The sequence below is a fragment of the Bifidobacterium tibiigranuli genome, from assembly GCF_009371885.1.
Classification (GTDB): Bacteria; Actinomycetota; Actinomycetes; order Actinomycetales; family Bifidobacteriaceae; genus Bifidobacterium; species Bifidobacterium tibiigranuli.
This window is the reverse complement of sequence record NZ_QLZA01000001.1, coordinates 122,047-142,596: the sequence shown is the minus strand read 5'-3', so window position 1 is coordinate 142,596 and position 20,550 is coordinate 122,047. Positions and strand designations below refer to the sequence as shown.

Below are 20,550 nucleotides of genomic sequence, written 5' to 3'. Positions count from 1 at the left end.
AGGGCTCGCAGAGTTCTACGCCGTCGGAAAAGTGAGAAAGTAAGAAGCAAGTACGAGCAGGCACGCGCCGCGTCAGTGGCTCAGCGTGCCTTGCGCTACTTGTACTACTTCTTCTTCGTCTTCTTGCTTTCGCTTTCCAAACGGGCCAGCGTCTGGAAGGCCGGCTCCTTGGGCGCTTCGGTGTGATGCTTCTTGTCGCCCGGCTCCGGATCGGCATAGCCCAGGTTCACATCGAGCAGCCGCTGCGCCTCTTCCTCTTCGAGTTCCTCGGAGAGCGCAATCTCAGAAGTGAGAATATTGCGCGCACGTGTCAGCATGCGCTTCTCGCCAGCCGACAGCCCGTGCTCATCCACATCACGCTGGGCGAGATCGCGCACCACTTCGGCGATCTTGTTCACGTCGCCAGTGGCAATCTTCTCGACATTCAGCTTGTAGCGCCGTGACCAGTTCATCTCCTTCTCGATGATGGGCGTGCGCAGAATCTCAAACACCTTCGCGACCTCATCGGCGTCGACAATGTCACGTACGCCAACCTTCTTCGCGTTCTCGACCGGGACGTTGATAACCAGCCCGTCGGACGACAGCACGGACAGCTGCAGGTATTCGCGAGTCACGCCCTTGACCGTGCGCTCACTGATGGCTTCGACCTTCGCCGCGCCGTGACGCGGATAGACGACCATATCGCCGACCTTATACCCCATGAAACCTCCGTGAAAACAGCAATAAACCTGAACAATGATGCCATGTGGGCGGGACTTGAAATTCTCTGTGCAATTTCAAGCGATTTCATGCGACACGTCCGCATTTTCGTGAAAACCGTGTCTATGCTTTTAGCATGGCTACAGAACCAATAATCAATGACGATCCCGCAGCTCTCGCCGTCGACCCGGGCAAACTCGATAGCGTGAGCAATGCGCAGTACTACAACCCGCACGAGGTGCTCGGCGCCCATATCGACCAGAAGGCCGGCACGGTTACGTTCCGGCTGCTGCGCCCGCTGGCGAAATCCGTCACCATCCTCACGCAAAACGGCGAATACGAGGCCAGTCACGAGCATAATGGCGTGTTCGTCGCGCTCGCACCCGCCAGCGAAGTCAACGGCCACTTGGCCGTGCCGGACTATCGCGTGCGCACCGTGTGGGCCGACGGCCGGTCTCTGGTCGAAGACGACCCGTACCGCTACCTGCCGATGATCGGCGAAATGGACACCTACCTGTTCGGCGAAGGGCGCCATGAGCGGCTCTGGGAAGCGCTGGGCGCGCATGTGTTCCACTTCGACGATCCGATGGGAGCCGCCGACGGCACCGCAGGAGAGCCGCTCGTCGGCACCGCGTTCACCGTCTGGGCGCCCAATGCCCGCGCAGTGCGGGTCGTAGGCGACTTCAACGCCTGGGACGGCCGCCGCCACGCCATGCGCGAACTCGGCTCCTCCGGCGTCTGGGAGATCTTCATCCCCGGCATCCAGGCCGGCGACGTGTACAAATACGAGATTCTCACCAACCACGGCGGCTGGATCATGAAGGCCGACCCGATGGAGCGCTCGCATGAGATTCCGCCGAGCACCGCTTCGGTCGTCGTCGACTCCTCGCATGACTGGAACGACGGGCAGTGGATGGAGCATCGCCGCACGACCAATCCGCACGACGGCCCGGTGAGCATCTACGAAGTGCATGCGATGAGCTGGAACCGCGAGCTGAAGACCTACCGCGAACTGGCCGACAAGCTGGTCGACTACGTCAGCCAGGAGGGCTTCACGCATGTGGAGTTCATGCCGCTGGCCGAGCATCCCTTCGCCGGCTCCTGGGGCTACCAGGTCACGGGATACTACTCGGTCGATTCGCGCATGGGCAACCCCGACGACTTCAAATACCTCGTCGACCGGCTGCATGAGGCCGGTATCGGCGTCATCATGGACTGGGTGCCGGCGCACTTCCCCAAGGACGGTTTCGCCCTGGGCCGCTTCGACGGCGCGCCGCTGTACGAGGATCCGGACCCGCTGCGCGGCGAGCACCCCGACTGGGGCACCTACGTGTTCGACTTCGGCCGCCGCGAAGTGCGCAACTTCCTGGTTGCCAACGCCTGCTTCTGGCTGGACGAGTACCACATCGACGCCCTGCGCGTGGATGCCGTCTCCTCGATGCTCTACCTCGACTACAGCCGCAAGGACGGCCAGTGGCGGCCGAACATCTACGGCGGGCGCGAGAACCTCGAAGCCATCGACTTCCTCAAGGAAGCCAATGCGACGGCGTACAAGAACAACCCCGGCATCATGATGATCGCCGAGGAGTCCACCGCCTATCCGGGCATCACCGCGCCGACCGACGCCGGCGGGCTTGGCTTCGGGCTGAAATGGAATATGGGCTGGATGCACGACACGCTGCAGTATCTGCACGAGGAACCGATCAACCGCCGCTGGCATCATGGCGAGATCACCTTCTCGATGGTCTATGCCTATTCGGAGCACTACGTGCTACCGATCAGCCATGACGAGGTCGTGTACGGCAAAGGCTCGGTCTTCGGCAAGATGCCGGGCGACGACTGGCAGCGCTACGCGGGCGTGCGCGCCCTGTTCGCCTACCAGTGGGCGCATCCGGGCAAGAACCTGACCTTCATGGGCAACGAAATCGCGCAGATCGGCGAATGGGACCATGAAGGCTCGCTCGATTGGGGTTCGCTCGACTGGGACGGGCACCGCGGCGTGCAGCGGCTGGTCGCCGACCTGAACGCGCTGTACAAGCGCTCCCCCGCGCTGTGGAGCCAGGATTTCACCCCCGATGGGTTCCAGTGGCTCACCAGCGACGACGCCGACCACAACGTGCTCAGCTTCGTGCGCGTCGGCTCGCAGGGCGAGCAGATAGTGGTCGTCGTGAACTTCTCCGGCGAGGCATGGCAGAACTACCAGGTCGCGCTGCCGAAGGGCGGCCGCTGGCATGAGGCGCTGAACACCGACGCCGAGCAGTATGGCGGATCGGGCATCGCCAACGCCGACTTCGAGGCGGAGCCGGAAGCGTATCATTCACGCGACTGGTCGACCAGGCTCACCATTCCGGCACTGGGCGCGGTATTCTTGGAACCGGAACTGTAGAAAGGCGGAACCTGCATGCTCAACACTTCGGCACATCAGACGAGTCCTCGCACGATTTTGGTCGTCGAGGACGAGCCGGATCTGGCTACGGCCATCGCACAGCGCATCACTGCGAAAGGGTGGACCGCGCGCGTGGCCTCTGACGGCGCAAGCGCGGTACGCGCAGCCAGCCAGCTGAAACCTGATCTGGTCATCATGGATATCATGCTGCCAGTGATGGATGGTGTCGAAGCGACCAAGCGCATCGTGGCCGAGCGCCCGGTGCCCGTGCTCATGCTCACCGCCCGCGATGCGGAGTCCGACAAGGTGATGGGCCTTGGCGCAGGCGCCGACGACTATATGACCAAGCCCTTCTCCCCGCGCGAGCTGATCGCCCGGTGCGAGGCGCTGCTGCGCCGCGTGGAGCGTGCCACCATCATCGCCAAGAATCTGGAAAACGAAAAGGTGCTCGACTTCGGGTCGCTGGTCATCGACCCGAGGCAGCGCATCGTCACTATGGACGGAGAGCAGGTGCACCTGACGCCCACGGAATTCGACTTGCTGGCCACGCTGGCGCGCAAGCCGAAGTCGGTGTTCAAGCGTGAGAAGCTGCTCGAAGAGGTGTGGGACTGGCCGGACGCTTCGGGCACACGCACCGTCGATTCGCATGTCAAGGCGCTGCGCCACAAGCTCGGCTCCGACATGATTCGCACGGCGCATGGCGTTGGTTACGCCTTCGAACCCCCGCAGGATGGCGAAGCCAGCAGCGAACGATAAGCCGAGCGCCTCATTCATGCCACGTAAACCGCACGATTCCAAGTCCTTTGACGCCAAGTCCAAATCGTTCGACCCTGTAGCGCTGCGCCGGCGCGCAAACTCGCTCAGAACGACGACCAGGCCCATCGGCCTGTTCTCCTCGCTCAAGCTCGAACTGAGCGCGCTGATCGTCATCGCCACAGCCATCGCCTTCATCATGGCATGGTTCCTGCTCAAGGTGGGCTTGAGCGGCTGGATCGCCATGCCGATCACCTTGGCCGTGGCGCTGGGCATCACGTATTTCTTCTCGCGCGGCATGATCGTCCCCTTGCGCCAGATGCGCGACGCAGCGGAAGGCATGGCCGACGGCGACTACTCCGTACGCATCAGCATCGGTACGGACAGCAACGATGAAATCGGCCAATTGGCGCGTTCCTTCAACGAGATGGCCGAGGAGCTGCAGCACGCCGACCAGATGCGCTCCGATATGATCGCCAACGTCAGCCACGAGCTGCGCACGCCAGTTTCCGCATTGCAGGCGATGCTTGAGAATCTCGCGGACGGCGTAACCGAGGCGACGCCGGCAAATCTTGAGGCCATCCTCAACCAGACGCATCGGCTTTCCGATCTCATCGCCTTCCTGCTCGACCTCTCGCGCATGGAGGCGGGCGCGGCAAGCCTGCAGATCGAACAGTTCGACTTCGCGGAATTCATCGACGAGACCGTGGAACCGCTGGAAATCGCGGACGCGGGGCACGCGCACGACATCGAGGTGCGCATCGCGCCCGACATCATGATCGAAGGCGATCAGGACCGGCTGCAGCAGTTGTTCACCAACATCATCTCGAATGCGCTCAAGCATTCCGCCGATGACACCACCGTGTTGATCGAGGCCCACGAAAACGACGAATTGGGCACTGTGGTAACCAATGTGGTGAATTTCGGCTCGCAGATACCCTACGAGGCCCGCTCCGACATCTTCCGCAGATTCGTCAAGGGGAAAACAGGCCCCGGCACCGAATCGGGCGGCACCGGACTAGGACTTTCCATCGCACGCTGGGCCGCACAGCTGCACGGCGGCACCGTCAAGGTCGTGGACGACACGCGCGGCGCCAACTTCGAAATCACCCTGCCGAAATACCACACCGTGGAATAGCGGATGGGCGTGCTGTCCAAGCTGTCCTTCATAATAATTCGAACATACGTTCGATTGTGAAGGAGTGATCATGAGCACCGTAGCTCTCACCCGCGCGCCAGCATCTGTGCATGTCAAGCGGGTCGCCCATACCCGGCCTGCACAAGCTCGGTCTGTACCAACTCGGCCTACGCGCATTGAATCCACTCACCCTCGTTGGCCCGCTGCTGCCGAGCAATCTTACCGCTGCGCGGCGGTGCTAGTGCAGGCGCATAGGCGTCGCTGCTACCCCACGCGCCTGCCGATGGCCTTGGAATCGGTTCATGCCGGTTTCCCTTCGACTGCCCAGACCGATTTCGCTGGCGGCTTCAGCTTCGATGAACAGGTGACCGCACATCCCAATGCAACCTATATCGTCACCGTGGCGGGCGATTCGATGCAGGGCGCGGGCATCTGGGATGGCGATCTGCTCGTGGTCGATCGCTCACTTGAGGCTCGTCACGGCGATGTGGTCGTCGCGATGCTCGATGGCGAGCTCACCGTGAAACGACTGTGGCTGCACGGCGGCAGCCCCGTGCTGCACGCCGAGAATCCGGCCTATCCAGATTTTCAGCCGGAGCCTCTTGAAGACCTGACGGTTTGGGGCGTGGTCACAGGCAGCTTTCATCCGCAGGAAGGCCGTCGCCTCATCTGACTGCACGTTGCCGATCAGGGCTGCGCTGCGATTCGCCCGCTTGCGCCAGCGCGAGTGCGGTGAGGACAATGGCACCGCTGCTGCCCAGCACGCCGACGCATTGACGCATCGTGGAGCCAGTGGTGACGATATCATCAATCAGCATCACCAGCGAACCTTCGATATCAGCGCCGCGCCGCATGACGATATGCCCACCGATCCTGCCCGCACGCTGCGACGAGCCGCGCATCTCCACCGATTTGCGTGCCACGCCGCGCATCGTCAGCACCGGCGCGACACGCGCATTGACGCCGCCTTCGCGCAATAGCCGCGCCAGCCTTCGCACGAGCGGAAGCATATGCCATCGCCCGCGACGCCGCACGGAACGCGACGAAGAAGGTGCGGGCACGATAAGAATTTCCCGGCCGTGAGCAGCCTGTTCTATGTCGACGCGCAGCGCCAATGCTGCGAGCGCCTGCGCGAAGGCCGGCGTGCATTCCTCGTCGCCGTGGTCCTTCCACGCCAGAAACGCCTGCCGCGCCGCACCCCGGTATGCTGCGCAAACGTAGCCGAAACCCATCTCCACTCCCCCAAGCGCATAGCACTGAGACCGAGCGAAGATATCCTCGCACGAAGGGCATAGCACCATATCGGGCATGTCGCAGCCGGCGCAGCCGCGTGGCAGCACGGCATTGAGCACCGCGCCAAGCACGCCGCGCGTTATGCGCTGCCTCGTCGCAACTGCTGTCCGCGCGAATCCGCCGTCGATGCCCTCATCCATGCCGCGAGCCCTACGACAGCCGCGCGATCAGCTCGTCGCACACCTTGAGCGTGTCGTGCGGGCCGGTGACGCGAATCGCGATCGTTCCGGCCACAGCGGCCGGATAGTCATTGCCATCCGGGTCCATGCGGTCACCGATGTAGACGATGGAGTCGACCGGCACATCGAGCATCGTGGAAAGACGGTCGATGGCATAGGCCTTGTCGACGCCGCGCCGCGATACATCGACGCTGGTGGCTCCTCCCGAATGCACGGCGAGCTCAGGGAATTCAGCGCCCACTGCAGCGGCCAGCGCGTTCTTCTTCGCATTGTCAGGGTCCCAGGCCTCCTTTTCCTCGATGGGCGCCTCCTGCCCAAGCGCGGAGAAGGTGATCTGACTGCCGCGATCCTCGATGCGCTCTCCCCATGTGTGCTCGGCCCACAGACCCAGTTCGCGGGCATGCCGTTCGAATGCGGCGATCACGGCCTGCCGCTCGTCCGTGCTGAGGTCATAGGCATATTCGCGATGCCATTCGCTGCCGTTCCAGCGGTAGTACCGCGTGCCGCTGGTGGGCATCAGATGCATGTTGCCTCTGCATGCGTCGGCATCGAGCATGGAAAGCACCTGGATGTCGACAAGCTCGAAACGCCCTCCTGTGATGATGGCCACGGGTATGAGGCAGGTCAGCGCGCTGATGCGCTGGGCCATCTCCTCGCTCATCGGCCGCTTGGAGCGCGCCAGCGTGTTGTCGAGGTCGAAGGCGACGACTTTGGCCCTGGCCCCCACCCCATTCATATCGAGTTCGGTCCATGCCGGTACGCGGTTGACAGCCATGTCTTCCTCCCCATTGTCCGTTTACCTGGTTCATAATCCTATCGCAATGCCCCCGCCTCGTCCTATCGTGGATGGCATGTCGCGCGTACCTTGGCAAACCCATGTCTACCGAAACCGTCACGGTCGGGGCGTTCGCACCCCTATGTTCGGCGTTCGCCTACCCCAGTACCGCACCAAAAGCGGGCTTTTCGATGATATCGTGGCCTCGCAGATCAGACGGCTGTCCTCGGCGTGGCCGCAGCTGGTCAAGCCCGTGCAGTTCGCCGTCGAGGATGTGCCGCCCGTACAGGACGATGTGTGGCAGGATACGTCGAGCACGACATCGCGCAGCTTCCCCGCCCAGCATGGCGTGCCCGCCAGAATCGTGCTGTACCGCATGGCGTTGCAGATGCAGGTGACGACCCGCATGGAGCTGCAATGGGCGATTCGCGACGAGCTGGTGTCGCGCATCGCCGAACTTTATGGTCGTCGCCCTGAGGAGATCGACCCCGACTGGGGCATGTAGGAGACAGGTGCATTACAGTCGCAATCCCAGCACGCACCGACTAGTATTCGCTGACTGGTATTCGTAACTCGCATGAACCCGTCTAGTGCGCGATCTGCTGGCTCACAGCGGCGCGCACATGCGCGTGCCGTGGTTCAAGCGGCTGCGGGCCCAGCCAGGCCACGCTGGGCAGATTGGCGTTGCTCACATCATCCTGCGAAAGCCTGATGCCCCACTGCAGGCCGGCGTTGCCGCTGAGCACAAACAGCTTGGCCTTGTCTGAGAAATCCTTGGAGCTCAGCCGCGACACGCCGTGCGCACCGACTTTCAGCGCATTGTCGCTCACCTGCCGGCCATCGGCGTCGTAGGCGGTGAGCGTCGCCTTGCGCATCCCATCGGAGGGATTGCCCACGATGACGTCGCCCCCCACCTTGTCCGGCAGTGCAATGGCCGAGGATGCGACGGCTGGCGAGGAATCAACCAATCCGAAGTCCTCGATGCCGTCATGGCCGGAGTCGGTGACCTTCGCTGCAACATACAATGCCGAATCCGAGGTGACCCGCAGCGCCGAAGCATCTTTGGGGGCCTGCCCCAAGTCGATTGCCGAGACCTTGCCGCCTGTCAGCTGGGCGGTGCGCGGCTTGCCGCCTTCCGAGCCGCCCACCCATGAAGTCTCGACCGCTGCATTCGCCTCGCTGAAGCCAAGCAAAGTGACCGAGTCACCCTTGTTGAAGCCGTTCAACGTCGTCGATTTCGTCGAGGAATTCAACGGCATGGCGAAGTCCGACCCCTTGGAGGTCAGCCCATCCATATGCACGATTCGCACTACTGCGGCGATGGGTGCCTCCTGACTCGACACCGTGACGAACAGAGCGTCCTGATCGCTCGCTCCAGCAGCCAGATCGAGGGTCGACTCGCCGTAGGCCGCGACGTTGAGCGTTCTGCCGGTCGACAGCGTCATGGTGCCGGTCTGCTTGGATCCCCAGACGTCAACGCGCAGCGAAGTCGCCTTGGCTGAGGGATTAGCCACGACCAGCTGCTGCGTAGTGCCTGTGGAGGTATCGGGCAAGAGGAAGGACTGCTGCAGACCAGTGGGCACACAGGACGCGGCGGACATGCCCTTGAGATCTCCACTCGTGGCCCACGCGGCAATCGACGCTGCGCTGCCAGTGCCTGACTGCGCCTGCAGCAGCCGTGTGTCCACGAGCCGGGCACCGTGATCGGCGTCCCCTGCGGCGACTTTCACATCCGTCTGGTCCTGAGAGTCGACATCTTTGAGCAGCGTCTGCGTGCCGTTGCCGTCCAACGCTCCGACACTCGACTGGTAGACCGAGCCGAAAGCGGCATACCGCGCCGACGAGGCAATATTGCCTTGCGAGACATGGTATTGGCTGTCGCCATATGATGCGTCGTCCGAAAGCGCCATGCGCGCAGGGCAGTACGCGGTGACCTGCCGTTGCGACACGTCATAGCCGCGCGCCGATGCGGACACGCCAGTGGCGTCCGTCCACTGCGGCGCAAGCCGTAATACGCTCAGCGCGGCGAACAGCGCGACCAGCAGCACCGTAGTGATCACGGCGAGTATGATGCGGCAGATCCGGCCTGCGCCACGCGATTTGCGTCGAGGTGTTTCGCTCATGATTCCTCCCTGAAACGACGACCGGGCCGCGGCATGGCAACCAGGCCATACAGCACCAGCAGCAGCCCGGCGCTCCATAGCCAAGCTCGTCTCCACACGCTGCCCTCAATCGCCTGCTGCCGGGTCATGCTGATGCCCTGGGCTTGCGGTCCCAGCGCAGTAAGCCGGTAATACGTACCCGAAGCGTTGGAAACGACGGACTGCACGCCGTCGGAGGCGGTGATATGGGTGATAAGCGCCTCACTGAGTCGGCTTTGGACAGTGTCTCCCCCGGTCGCGACGTAAATGCCGCCGAAGCCGAGCCGCACGATGCTTGCGACGGCATCATTGTCCATATCGGTCAGCAGCCTCGCGCTCGCCTCGCTGAGCGTGGCATCATCGGCGTTGCTCACCCCCGAGACGACTTGCGCCCGCTGCGCGGCAGAGGAATCGAGCAGATCGCCCCGGCCGGTTCGCAGAACGCCATACGACACGCCGGCTGCGGAATCGACCCGCAGCGCGAGAATGCGATGCCCGGCACCGTTGCTCAGGTAATCGACGGCGACCGCAGGAAGCCCCCCATTGCTCACACTCACCTGATGTGCGTTCGAGCTCGTGATGCCCAGCGCGAGCCACAACGCTGAGCCAAGGGCGAGCAGGACGACAAGCAAGGCCCGGCCTGCGCGTATGGGCAGCGCTGTGGCAGATACGCCGCCAGCGGTGCGATGAAGCTCAGGTGCTGGTGTTGACGACGACGTTGGCGATGTCGCTGATACCGACGCTGGCAAAGCCGGCGAAGCCGATGAAGACAGTGGTAAAGCAGGCGAAGCTGGCGACGACAACGGCTCATAGCGCTTGACGGCACCGCCTGCCACCTGGCATGAGCAGCACAGTACTGCGAACAGCGCCAGCACGAATCCAGGCGCCACCGAACCGGCCACAGGGCCGTCAGTATCCGCCGCAATCACGATTCGCGTCGAAACCAAGCCAAGCGCGATGCCGAACACGGCGAGAACCCACATCATGCGCGAGACGCGCAGCGCGAAGGGCAGAAACAGTGCGATAACCGCCAGCGCCACCAGCACGGCCAGCACGATGATCGCGCCGATGCCCAGCCAGTACTCCCAGCCGCCTGTGGCTCCGCCGGTCACGGATACGCCATGCAGTGGCACGCCGAAGGCCGAAGCCGCCATATCCATGAAACTCATCGCACGAGGATGCCCATTGAGCGCAACGGACGGCATCGTGATGTCGCCGAATAGCTGACGCCAGAAGCCCTGCCCGGCGTAGCGCATCGCATTGAGCAGCGTCGGGGCCACCATGAACGCCGCTGGCAGCGGAATGAGCAGCAGCATGGCGCGATGCCTCGGCATCAGCATCAGAAATACGAGGAACGCCATCACCAGCGCCAGCAGCAGCTGCGGTTCGGCAGCCACCACCGGGATGAAGCACAGCGCCGAGCATGCGGCAGCCTGCACCGAGGAGCGCGGCTGCACTGGGTCCTCGGTGCGGTAGATGCCCACGGCCCGGAATACGAAGGCGAAGGCCGCAGGCAGGAACATCATCACCGTGAGCATGGCAAGGTCGGCGCTGCCGTAGAAGCCCAAGGCCAGCGCGGCGGCGAACCACAGCAGTCCAGAAACTACGCGGACCGCATCGGAGCGCGTGAAGATGCCGGCCAGGGCCCAGAACGACAAGGCGCATACCGGAGCGGAGGCGAAGAACAGCAAGGAAAGCGCCGCTGCGGCGTGCCCCAGCGTGAGCAGCGAGGTCAGCAGCCAGACCAGCAGCCACGGTGCGGGCGGTGCCGGCACCCCGGCCGAGACGCCGAATACCCACGGCGTGGTAGCGGACTGAACAAGCTGGAGGAAGCTGGCCTGTGTGGGTATGAGCCGCGGCGAGAGCAGCGAACCTCCGGACAGCGCGGAACGCAGAAGATCCCAATACAGCACGACGACCACAGCGCATGCCGCAAGGGCCATCGCCCCGGCTGCGCCGAATCTTGTCAGGGCGCGCCGGCGCAGATGGGCTTTGGCCAACGGATTGAGCAGCACCGTGTGCTGCTGGCTTTCCAGCGCATCGCGCCGTTGCCGCCATTGCGCGAGCTGATGGCGATCCGCCACCAGGGTCGGCAGCTTCTTGAGCGTCGTGGAGCTTTGCCGCCGTACGGTGCCCCGCGCCTTGAAGGCTGCCGGCATATCCACCAGCGCATACCAGGGCAGCCGCAGCACGCACCACGCCGCGTATGGCCTTTTAGCGAAGAAGTGACGCACGGCGAGCCCCAGCACCTGAATCAGGCTCCACAGCCACAGCAGCGGCCACCATGTCCGATGCACGTCCGTGTAGTGATAGCGCTGCTCGGCACGCAGCACCGACATGGCGGGATCCTGCGGATAGCGCTCGTCGACGGGCTCGCCGTCCCGCGTGCGGACTCCCTCGAAGCGGGCGCGCCGATGGGCGATGCGCGCGGCAGGAACCACCACCACGCGCGCGCCGCCAAGGCAGACGCGCCGCGAGAAGTCGGCGGCTTCGCCATAGGTGCCGAACCACGGGTTCACGCCATCCAGCGCGTGCAGCGTCCGCATCGGCACCAGGGCACCGGCCAGGGAAACCGCGAACACATCCTGTCTGCCGTCGTACTGCTCCTGATCCGGCTCGCCGTCCACGACGAGGCTTTCGAGGCGATGCCTGCCGGCATAGAAGCCCACGTCATGCAGATTTTCGGCCTGCCAATCCAACTGCTTGGCACCAAGCAGCGCCGCAGTCGGCGCGTTGCGCCATGTCTCAAGCAGATGCTCAAGGCAGCGTTCGTCGGCAGGGCGCGAATCGTCGTGCAGCATCCATACGCCGCGCAGGCCATTGTCAAGATGCACGGCGTCCAAAGCCTTGGACACCGCGTCGCCGAAGGAGGCGGCGTCCTCGATCCCGACAAGCCGCACGCTGACCGTCTTCGTCTCGGGTACCTGGCTAGCTGGCCCTGCAGGAGTGGGAATGACCTCGAATTGCGACTGCACAGGGAGGCCTACCCGGCCTGCGCAGTCGGCGACCACGATGAACTCCGGCAATACGCTCTGGGTCAGCACCGCCCCCAACGTGGCTTCGAAAAAGCGCATGTCCTCTGCGAGCGTAATAACCGCCGCCACGCCGCATTCCACATCCTGACGATGCGAATAGGGACGAGCCGCTATGATCCGAGCCAATACCTGCTGGATATCGACGCTGCCTGTTGCATTCATACGTCCAGTGTACGCAGGAGTTCGATCGAGGCTCAGGCCTGCTCCCTGCGCTCCCTTTTGTAGCGCCGACGCTCCCGCTCGCTCATGCCGCCCCATATGCCGAACCGTTCGTCGTGTTCCAGCGCCCATTGCAGGCATTGCTCGCGCACCTCGCATTGCGCGCATACGCGCTTGGCATCCCGTGTGGAGCCGCCTTTCTCGGGGAAGAAAGCCTCGGGATCGGTCTGCGAGCACAACGCCTGATGCTGCCATGACAGATCGTCGTCCGGGCGGAACAATCCCCATAGCGCGCCCTCGGCCTGTGTTCCCTCCTCGGAATCATCAATGACACCCCACATGTCGTATCCTGCCTACGTTTGGATTCATGCCAGCTACGCTAAATTACACACGTGCCACTTAGTCTTTGTCAAATTCCATGCGTGTCAATGCCGCATTTTCCCAGACTTTGTGATATTGCACGAAGACCGCCTTTTCACGAGGGGAATTCAAGGGTCCAGGGGCGGATTTCGTAAACGTATGGCCTTTGAAGACTCGCGTTCCCAGTTTTTCACAAGCTGGTGGCATACAATCTAGGGGTTCAACTACTTATCAGGCACTCGGCAGGAACATGCGCAATGCATACGCCGGACGGCAGGAAGGCTACAGCGTGACTTCTCATCGCAGCGATGACCGGCTCCCCAATCTGCACGGCTGGCGCGACACACGGCCGCGTCACAGCCCCGGCTACCGTGTGCGGCATACGGCACGCACCGTGGTCGCTTCCGTGCTCGTAGCGGTGCTTGTCCTCTTTGCGACCGTCGCCTCCGCTACGGCCCTCGATCTGATGCACGCGACTACTATAGTCCCAGTCTTCGGGCCGAGAAACGGCAAAGCCGCCGAACCGATTGACCCGAATGCGGGCAAGCCGATCTCCTTCCTGCTGCTCGGACAGGACACGCGCGACGGCTCGGGCAATGAGGCCTTGAGCGGCGGCACCGCAGCCGACGCGGGCAGCCATAATGCCGACACCACGATGGTGGTGCAGATAAGCGCCGACCGTTCCTTCATCAATCTGGTCTCGATTCCGCGCGATTCGCTGGTGGACGTGCCCAGCTGCCAGACTCCGAAGGGCACGATTCCGGCCCAGTACGGCGTGATGTTCAACTCGATCTTCTCCACCGCCTGGGATCAAGGCGACGGCCTCTCGTCGGCGGCGAATTGCACGCTCAACGCGGTCAACGCGCTTACCGGGCTGGACTTGCAGCAGTTCGTCGTCGTCGATTTCCAAGGGCTGAAGGACATGATCGACGCGGTTGGCGGCGTCAACGTGTGCGTACCTGTCGACACTCAGGACACCTACACCGAACTGGACTTGAAAAAGGGCTTGCAGCATCTCGACGGCATGCACGCCACGATGTACGCGCGCATGCGGCACGGCACCGGAACCGATGGCACCGATGTCATGCGCACGACGCGGCAGCAGTATCTGGTCAAGCAGCTTATGAGCGAGGCGCTGGGCAAGAACCTCTTCACGCAGACAGGCCAGCTCTACCAGCTGTCCAAGGCCGCGCTGCATTCCCTGAGCATCAGCGAAGGGCTAGCCAGTATCCCGACGCTCACCGGGCTGGCCGTGAGCCTGAAGAATATGAATCCCACGCATTTCTACGCCCAGACCATACCTGTCATTGAAGCCCCAAGCGACCCCAATCGCAGGGTATGGGCCCCCGGCGCGGACGCAGTGTGGGCCAAGCTACGCACGAACAAGCCGCTGACGGATGCAACCCCCACCGCGAGCAGCACTGCATCTCCCACTCCGCAGGCCGACCAGCCAAGCGCGCCGACCGGTGCATCGCAAAGCCCTGCGCCGACCCCTGATCCAAAAACCGGACTGATCACCCAGGCAGACGGCACGCTGATCGACCCGAACACCGGCGGCACCGTCAACCCCGCGGATGGCTCGATAACCGATCCGAATACCGGCGAGTATATCGGCATCGCAGACCGTTATCTCAACTCCACGGTATGTGCCGTTCCTGCGCAGAAGTGAGCCGAGCCGCACGAGCGGACGAACCATCCGAGTAGAAGTGGAACGGACTCGTGCATTGGAGGGTATATGAGCCTGGAAACGGATGGAACGAACACACCGGCGACACCGCCGAGCTTCGTTCCTGCCAGCATGCGCAAACGCCGTTCACCTCAGGACGCAACCCCTGCCGCCGATGCGATGGAATCGGCAGGCTTGGATCCTTCGCACGGTGAGCCTGCCCGCTTCACTCCCCAGGCCAAACGCCGCGCAGCCTTCTCGCACCAGCCGTCGCCGCGCTCTTCCTCCCAATCGCCGGCGCATCAGTCGTCTTCCCAAGCGTCTTATCAGGCATCCGCTCAGCCGTCGGCGAGACAGTATGCCGCTCATGATGCTCATACCGCGAACGCCGCTTCGTCAGCGCCCAGTTTTCAGCCGACGCACTCCTCGCACGCCGCAGAACCACAGGCTTCGGCACCGCGCGCCGCACGCCCGGCACGCCGTTCCACCGGTTCGACGAGCCGGACCGGATCGGCAGTGCAGCCGGCGTCCTTCGGCTCGCAATCACGCAGCGCCGAACCCTACCGTGCCGAGCAGCATCGTGCTGGACAGCGGAATAATGCTGCGCTGCGCAATGCCGCGCCGCGTGGCTCCGGGAAATCCGGAGTAGTAGGCCCGGCACAGTCTGGCGCGACCCGCACTCGGCATCGCGGTCTGCGTCGTCTGCTCATCGCCGTGGCAATAATCATCGCTGTGCTGATTCTGGCGATGTTCGGCACGTGGAACTGGGTCGATGGCCGACTCAATAAATCCGACTGGGTCACCAACCACGCCGACACCGCGGGCACGAGCTGGCTGATTCTCGGCTCCGACAAACGCGATGGCACCACCGGCGATGATGGCACCACCGGATACCGCACCGATACCATCCTCGTGCTCACCAAGCCCAATTCCGGGCCCAGCTCGCTGATCTCCGTCCCCCGGGATTCCCTGGTCAACGTCAACGGCGAGTACATGAAGATCAATGCAGTCGCGCAGGCCGATGGCCAGAAGCAGCTTGTCGCGCAGGTTGAAAATATCACCGGGCAGCATATCGATCATGTGGCGCTGATTCAATTCGGCGGTCTCAAAGGGATTGTTGATGCTCTGGGCGGGGTGCAGCTATGCTACGACCATACGGTCGACGACGTGGACTCCGGGATGAAATGGCAGGCCGGCTGCCACCTTGCCAACGGCGACACCGCTTTGGCGTTCTCGCGCATGCGCTACTCGGATCCCCAAAGCGACTTCGGGCGGGCCGCCCGCCAGCGTCAGGTCATCGGGGCGATCATCAGCACAGCAGCGAAAAGCTCTACCCTCGCCAATCCTGGAAAGCTGAACAAGGTCGCCACTGCAGCGCTCAAGTCCATCACCGTGGATCAGGCCACCAATCCGTACACGCTGGCACAGATGGCGATGGCTTTCCGCGCGGCCACCGGCGCGAAGGGCATCAACGGCACCCTATACTGGACTGACCCGGGCTACTACGTCGACGGCGTGGGTTCCTCGGTGCTGCTTGACGACGCCAAGAACCATGCGCTGTTCAGCGAACTCGCCCAGGGTACGCATGCGCCCGGCATCGTGGGCACGCTGGAAGAGGCCGCTCAGCAGTAGGTCCGTTCGGCAGCAGGCCTTCCCGACATCGGTGCCATATCTGTCAACACAGCTATCACCGTATGCAGCGCTGGTGCTTGTATTGGGAATATCGCTATGCTGCTCGGCAGCTCCCAGATTCGCTTTTGATTCCTTAGTGACTTGCCCATGATTGCCCATACCGGCATCGCGTAACTGGCGGAATATCGCGCGACACGCCGATATCCCAAGCCTTCGACCACATAACCCGGAATCGCTTGCGGACCAGCTGCGACCACCTTCACACTGGAAGCATGAACGCACGCCATCACCAGCCGGGTCACAAGCTGAGCCGCAGACCGGGGCATGAACCGAGCCGACGGCTGAGCCGCAAGACAGTCCGCCAACATCAGCGGCATAAGCGCGAGCGGAGCATGCTCATGCTGCGCTATGGCGCGCCGGCCCTCACGCAAATCATGATGGCAGTGCTGATGCTTGTCGAGCGGCGCTGGCTGTTCGCTCTGATGGTCGCGCCCGGGCTGGTGACCACGCTGATAGCAATGCTGCTCGCCGCGCGCACCGATACGGCATCGTCGCCAGCAGGTATGCCGTCACCATCCAGCATCACGAATCAGGAGACGCAAACGCCCCGTGACGACATGCGCACGTTGGCTCTGCGGACGCTGGAATCGCTGCTCGGCGTGGATGAGGAACCGCTGATGTGGCGCAGCGTGGTGCGCCGCTGGCTGCAGCCGGGAAGCCTGCGGGTACCCGTGGCCGTGTCGAGTGACGGCGTCTACATGCTCGACCTCGCCGGCCAAGGACCGCATGCTCTGGTCGCCGGCACTACCGGATCGGGCAAATCGGTGCTGCTGCAAAGCTGGTGCCTGTCGATGGCCTTCGCCAACCCGCCGGAGCGGCTGCATTTCGTCTTTCTGGATTTCAAAGGCGGTTCCGCGTTCAATCGGCTCGAAACGCTGCCGCATGCGGTCGGCAGCGTGTGTGACCTCGATCTGCACCATGCCACGCGCGCGCTGCTCGCCGTTGAGCAGGAGCTCGAACGCCGTGAACGACTGGTTGCTCGGCAGCGAGTGGGCGACCTGCGAGCGCTGCCTGACCGGCCTGCGGCGATGGTGATTGTCGTTGACGAATTCCACGCCCTGAGCAATCAACTCCCCGATTATGTCGACAGGCTCACCCGCATCGCCTCGCTGGGGCGTTCGCTGGATATGCACGTCATCGCCTGCACGCAGAACCCCTTGGGCCAGGTCAGCGCCACTATGAAGGCGAATATGAGCCTGAACATATGCCTGCGCGTGCGCGACGGGGTCCAGTCCAGCGAGCTGCTGGGCGATACGAGGGCGGCCACGATTCCCCCTGAGCTTCCCGGCGGTGCCTACTGTGCCGATGGCGGGGAGCTGACCGCCATCCGCTGCGCTCAGACGCACAGCATCGAGCGTCTTGTTCGGGCGATGCAACTGGCTCACCGGTTTTGCGGCGGGCGCATTGCTGTTCCGTTATTTACTGCGCCGCTGCCTCGCATGGTGCACAGCATCGCCAAGCATCTGGGCCGCTCCCCCACGGCCTCGCGCTCAGCCGTGCCGTTCGCGCTCGGCGATACCGGCGTGGCGCTCGATGCGGCGATGCTGCCCATCGGGCGTGGCAATATCGCTGTCATCGGCATGCAGGGGCGGGGCAAAACCACGCTGCTGCGGACGATATACAATCAGGTATGCGCCGTGGATGGGCTGGACGCGGTTTGGCTCGGTGGGGCTGCGGAAGCATCTGCCCGGAAAGTCTCCGTTGCTGCAGAGCTATCTGCCGAGTCAGTCGCTGGGGATCGTTCTACGGACAGCCCCCATGCTCACACACCTTCCCCGCACGCCATCTGGCTTGTCGACGACGCCGACGCATGGTTCGAGCCGCTGTGTGCGGACCCTGCTGCAAGCAAGCTCAGGTCAGCGTTGGCCGATGATGCAATCACTGTGATCTTCGCCGTGCGCACCTCGCGGCATATCCGCATCCCCGAGCACTGCACGACCCGTGTCGTCATGCCCACCGGCGAACGCGCCGTCGACCTCATGAACGGCATACCGGCGAATCTGCTCGCCACATTCGACGCTGCGGCCGTGCAGACCCCCGGGCGAGCAGCGCTCCTGCGCGATGGCACCGCAACGCTCGTCCAGTGCCTCGGCCCTCGAATACAGGAACAACCGGATAAGTTGGATAAGTTGGGCGAAAACCCTTGAAAATTCGATGCGTTCGTGGTTATCTAGTAGGGAACTTACAGCGTTGACATCATGACGGCACATATGCGTCATGAACTCAACACATGGTTTCAACAGGAAGGCAAATTTGATGAGCAGTGCTTTTGACTGGCGCGCGAAGGCGGCATGCCGCGACAAGGATCCGGAGCTGTTCTTCCCCGTGGGCAACACCGGGGCAGCGTACCAGCAGATCGAAGAGGCCAAGGCCGTGTGCCGCACCTGCAAGGTGATCGATGCCTGCCTGAAGTGCGCGCTGGACACCAATCAGGACTATGGCGTGTGGGGCGGCCTGAGCGAGGACGAACGCCGCGCTCTGAAGCGTCGCGCCATGCGCGCCCGCCGTTCGCAGAACATGCAGATGCAGATCTGAGTACAGCGGCTATCATAGCCGCCGGTTCAAGAATCGGTCATAATTGGGGGCTTCCGGAATCTTCCGGAAGCCCCCAATTGCGTTGTCGCATGGCGAATCAGGCAAGATATTGGGTTTCAACGCATGCCAACGCTACGCTTGCATAGGCCGTTCCAGGACCCTTCACAGGCCTGCCACGCTGTCGCCCTCCTGCGGGTCCTGGGCCGCACGCAGACGCATGTCGAGGATGACCTTGGTGCCGCCTTCGCGACGCGGCTCCCAATGGACGGTGCCGCCGAAATCGTTTGTGACGAAGGTGTTGATGATCTGCGTACCCAGCCCTGAGCCCGAGGACCGCGCCATGCCGTTGTCCTCCTCAGTGTCCAGGCCGGACCCGTCATCCTCGACGACCACGTTGAGATTGTTACCGCCTCGGCCCACGGAAATGGTGATATGACCCTCCTTGCGCCCCTCGAAGCCGTGCTCGACGGCGTTGGTGATCAGCTCGGTAAGCACCAGCGAGAGCGGCGTGGCGTCCTGAGCTGGCATCATGCCGAAGGAGCCGATGTAACTGATATGGATGTGCTGGTCGCGCATGGTGGCGAGGTCCACGGTCATCCTGAGCAGATTCGAGATGACCTTGTCGTAATCCACCATCTCGTCGGCGGTCTGGCTCAGCCCTTCATGCACCATGGCTATCGTCTGCACGCGGCGCTGGGCCTCCGCAAGCTCCTTCTTGACCTCATCGGACTTGGTTTTGCGCGCCTGCAGCCGCAGCAGAGCCGAGACGGCCTGCAAGTTGTTCTTGACCCTATGATGGATCTCCGAAATCGTGGCGTCCTTCGTCTGCAGCTCTTGGTCGCGCCGACGCAGCTCAGTCACATCGCGGCACAGCACCAGCGCTCCGGACCGCCCATTCACGTCAAACAGTGGCAGGGAGCGAATCGAAACCACAGAGTGGTTTGCGTTCAGCTCGGAATCCACGGCGGCCTTGCCCGAGAGCACCAGAGGCAGGGTCTCAGGGACGGGATCCTTCGTGTGCAGCAGCTGCGTGCCGATTTCGCTCAGATACTGCCCCTGCATCGTGGTCACCGCGCCGAGGCGACGGAAACAACTGATGGCGTTGGGCGATGAGTAGCGCACCACTCCGTCCACGGTCAGCAGGATGAAGCCGTCGGAGACGCGGGCGTTGTGGCGCTGGTTCATCACCGGATCATGGTAGGGGAACTGCTCGCGCGGAATCATCTCGAAGAGCTGCTTGCCGGCGTTGATGCTCTCGGATTCGTAGCGGCCGTTGGACTCTCGCGTCAACATATTCGTCTCGCGGATGACCACGCCAAGCGTTTTGCCATTGTGGCGCACCGGCGCATAGACATTGCACACCGTCGAACGCTCCACATCGCGCAGCACGGTGGAGCGGACGATGTCGTTCGAGCGCATCGTCGTATCCAGCTCACCGATCAGATCGTCCTTGACCTCATTGCCCACCACGTCGTCGATGCGCAGGGTCATCACCGTGGAAGGGCGGCACTGCTCGGCGACGACATAACGCCCATCGCCCCGCTGCAAGACAAGCAGCAGGTCGGCGAAGCTCAGGTCGGCGATCACCTGCCAGTCTGCGACAAGATGATGCAGCCATTCGCGGTCGCTGTCATCGAAATCAGGGCGCGTTGCGAGAATGTGAGTGAAATCAGCCATGCACTCTATCATACGCAACGCGTAAACCGCAGCGGGAGAGCAACGCGCTCAGGGCCAGCAAA

General features: G+C 63.0%; 16 protein-coding genes. 9 read left to right on the top strand and 7 right to left on the bottom strand.

The genetic code is table 11. The features are described from left to right. Positions 1 to 104: 104 nt before the first annotated feature. Positions 105 to 701, bottom strand: coding sequence for a CarD family transcriptional regulator (locus tag DDF78_RS00730; RefSeq protein WP_152579866.1), 597 nt, complete (start codon positions 699 to 701; stop codon positions 105 to 107). 134 nt (positions 702 to 835) lie between these two features. On the opposite strand from DDF78_RS00730, the gene glgB reads away from it, so the two are divergent. The 4 genes from glgB to DDF78_RS12035 all read left to right on the top strand — a co-directional run bounded on the left by glgB (position 836) and on the right by DDF78_RS12035 (position 5,649). Further along, complete coding sequence (gene glgB, locus DDF78_RS00725; RefSeq protein ID WP_152579867.1) at positions 836 to 3,085, top strand: 1,4-alpha-glucan branching protein GlgB; 2,250 nt, start codon at positions 836 to 838, stop codon at positions 3,083 to 3,085. 15 nt (positions 3,086 to 3,100) lie between these two features. After that, entirely contained in the window at positions 3,101 to 3,841 is a 741-nt protein-coding gene (locus DDF78_RS00720; RefSeq protein WP_024462887.1) for a response regulator transcription factor, read from the top strand. Between the two features lie 16 nt (positions 3,842 to 3,857). Further along, positions 3,858 to 4,976 carry a sensor histidine kinase gene (locus DDF78_RS00715; RefSeq protein WP_152579868.1) on the top strand — a complete coding sequence of 373 codons (1,119 nt, stop codon included), beginning with the start codon at positions 3,858 to 3,860 and terminating at the stop codon, positions 4,974 to 4,976. A 70-nt stretch (positions 4,977 to 5,046) separates the two neighbouring features. Further along, a complete protein-coding gene (locus DDF78_RS12035) occupies positions 5,047 to 5,649 on the top strand; it encodes a LexA family protein (protein ID WP_237564494.1) in 603 nt (200 codons plus the stop codon). Here the strand turns inward: DDF78_RS12035 and DDF78_RS00705 are convergent. Next, positions 5,642 to 6,409: a ComF family protein gene (locus tag DDF78_RS00705; protein WP_237564493.1), complete on the bottom strand. Its 768-nt coding sequence runs from the start codon at positions 6,407 to 6,409 to the stop codon at positions 5,642 to 5,644. The genes DDF78_RS12035 and DDF78_RS00705 overlap by 8 nt on opposite strands. 10 nt (positions 6,410 to 6,419) lie before the next feature. Next, entirely contained in the window at positions 6,420 to 7,223 is an 804-nt protein-coding gene (locus DDF78_RS00700; RefSeq protein WP_152579869.1) for an HAD-IIB family hydrolase, read from the bottom strand. Positions 7,224 to 7,299: 76 nt separating this feature from the next. Here DDF78_RS00700 and DDF78_RS00695 point away from each other — a divergent pair, with 76 nt between their 5' ends. Continuing rightward, positions 7,300 to 7,728, top strand: a complete 429-nt coding sequence (locus DDF78_RS00695; RefSeq protein ID WP_415481322.1) for a metallopeptidase family protein — start codon at positions 7,300 to 7,302, stop codon at positions 7,726 to 7,728. Between the two features lie 82 nt (positions 7,729 to 7,810). Here the strand turns inward: DDF78_RS00695 and DDF78_RS00690 are convergent, their stop codons facing one another. From DDF78_RS00690 to DDF78_RS00680, 3 genes are read right to left on the bottom strand one after another with little or no spacing between them, the layout of a single operon-like run. Then, positions 7,811 to 9,346 carry a DUF5719 family protein gene (locus DDF78_RS00690; protein ID WP_152579871.1) on the bottom strand — a complete coding sequence of 512 codons (1,536 nt, stop codon included), beginning with the start codon at positions 9,344 to 9,346 and terminating at the stop codon, positions 7,811 to 7,813. Next, positions 9,343 to 12,561: a glycosyltransferase family 2 protein gene (locus DDF78_RS00685; RefSeq protein WP_152579872.1), complete on the bottom strand. Its 3,219-nt coding sequence runs from the start codon at positions 12,559 to 12,561 to the stop codon at positions 9,343 to 9,345. Before DDF78_RS00685 ends, DDF78_RS00690 begins: the two co-directional genes overlap by 4 nt. Before the next feature lie 32 nt (positions 12,562 to 12,593). Then, positions 12,594 to 12,899, bottom strand: coding sequence for a WhiB family transcriptional regulator (locus DDF78_RS00680; RefSeq protein WP_152579873.1), 306 nt, complete (start codon positions 12,897 to 12,899; stop codon positions 12,594 to 12,596). A 308-nt stretch (positions 12,900 to 13,207) separates the two neighbouring features. Here DDF78_RS00680 and DDF78_RS00675 point away from each other — a divergent pair, with 308 nt between their 5' ends. From DDF78_RS00675 to DDF78_RS00660, 4 genes are all read left to right on the top strand, one after another. Continuing rightward, positions 13,208 to 14,587, top strand: a complete 1,380-nt coding sequence (locus DDF78_RS00675; RefSeq protein WP_237564492.1) for an LCP family glycopolymer transferase — start codon at positions 13,208 to 13,210, stop codon at positions 14,585 to 14,587. Positions 14,588 to 14,653: 66 nt separating this feature from the next. Next, positions 14,654 to 16,216: an LCP family protein gene (locus DDF78_RS00670; protein ID WP_237564491.1), complete on the top strand. Its 1,563-nt coding sequence runs from the start codon at positions 14,654 to 14,656 to the stop codon at positions 16,214 to 16,216. A 272-nt stretch (positions 16,217 to 16,488) separates the two neighbouring features. Further along, positions 16,489 to 18,423 carry an FtsK/SpoIIIE domain-containing protein gene (locus DDF78_RS00665; protein WP_306452370.1) on the top strand — a complete coding sequence of 645 codons (1,935 nt, stop codon included), beginning with the start codon at positions 16,489 to 16,491 and terminating at the stop codon, positions 18,421 to 18,423. A 109-nt stretch (positions 18,424 to 18,532) separates the two neighbouring features. Next, positions 18,533 to 18,811, top strand: a complete 279-nt coding sequence (locus DDF78_RS00660) for a WhiB family transcriptional regulator (RefSeq protein WP_024462875.1) — start codon at positions 18,533 to 18,535, stop codon at positions 18,809 to 18,811. A gap of 162 nt (positions 18,812 to 18,973) precedes the next feature. Here the strand turns inward: DDF78_RS00660 and DDF78_RS00655 are convergent, their stop codons facing one another. Beyond that, positions 18,974 to 20,488 (bottom strand): sensor histidine kinase, encoded by a 1,515-nt coding sequence (locus DDF78_RS00655; RefSeq protein ID WP_152579875.1) that lies wholly within the window; start codon positions 20,486 to 20,488, stop codon positions 18,974 to 18,976. Positions 20,489 to 20,550: the final 62 nt, after the last annotated feature.

Excerpts from the sequence above, each read along its gene's own strand:
- DDF78_RS00690 (WP_152579871.1), bottom strand. The coding sequence starts at position 9,346 with ATGAGCGAAACACCTCGACGCAAATCGCGTGGCGCAGGCCGGATCTGC.
- DDF78_RS00670 (WP_237564491.1), top strand. The coding sequence starts at position 14,654 with ATGAGCCTGGAAACGGATGGAACGAACACACCGGCGACACCGCCGAGC.
- DDF78_RS00715 (WP_152579868.1), top strand. The coding sequence starts at position 3,858 with ATGCCACGTAAACCGCACGATTCCAAGTCCTTTGACGCCAAGTCCAAA.
- DDF78_RS12035 (WP_237564494.1), top strand. The coding sequence starts at position 5,047 with ATGAGCACCGTAGCTCTCACCCGCGCGCCAGCATCTGTGCATGTCAAG.
- DDF78_RS00685 (WP_152579872.1), bottom strand. The coding sequence starts at position 12,561 with ATGAATGCAACAGGCAGCGTCGATATCCAGCAGGTATTGGCTCGGATC.
- DDF78_RS00695 (WP_415481322.1), top strand. The coding sequence starts at position 7,300 with ATGTCGCGCGTACCTTGGCAAACCCATGTCTACCGAAACCGTCACGGT.
- DDF78_RS00705 (WP_237564493.1), bottom strand. The coding sequence starts at position 6,409 with ATGGATGAGGGCATCGACGGCGGATTCGCGCGGACAGCAGTTGCGACG.
- DDF78_RS00680 (WP_152579873.1), bottom strand. The coding sequence starts at position 12,899 with ATGTGGGGTGTCATTGATGATTCCGAGGAGGGAACACAGGCCGAGGGC.
- DDF78_RS00665 (WP_306452370.1), top strand. The coding sequence starts at position 16,489 with ATGAACGCACGCCATCACCAGCCGGGTCACAAGCTGAGCCGCAGACCG.
- DDF78_RS00700 (WP_152579869.1), bottom strand. The coding sequence starts at position 7,223 with ATGGCTGTCAACCGCGTACCGGCATGGACCGAACTCGATATGAATGGG.
- glgB (WP_152579867.1), top strand. The coding sequence starts at position 836 with ATGGCTACAGAACCAATAATCAATGACGATCCCGCAGCTCTCGCCGTC.
- DDF78_RS00730 (WP_152579866.1), bottom strand. The coding sequence starts at position 701 with ATGGGGTATAAGGTCGGCGATATGGTCGTCTATCCGCGTCACGGCGCG.
- DDF78_RS00660 (WP_024462875.1), top strand. The coding sequence starts at position 18,533 with ATGAGCAGTGCTTTTGACTGGCGCGCGAAGGCGGCATGCCGCGACAAG.
- DDF78_RS00720 (WP_024462887.1), top strand. The coding sequence starts at position 3,101 with ATGCTCAACACTTCGGCACATCAGACGAGTCCTCGCACGATTTTGGTC.
- DDF78_RS00655 (WP_152579875.1), bottom strand. The coding sequence starts at position 20,488 with ATGGCTGATTTCACTCACATTCTCGCAACGCGCCCTGATTTCGATGAC.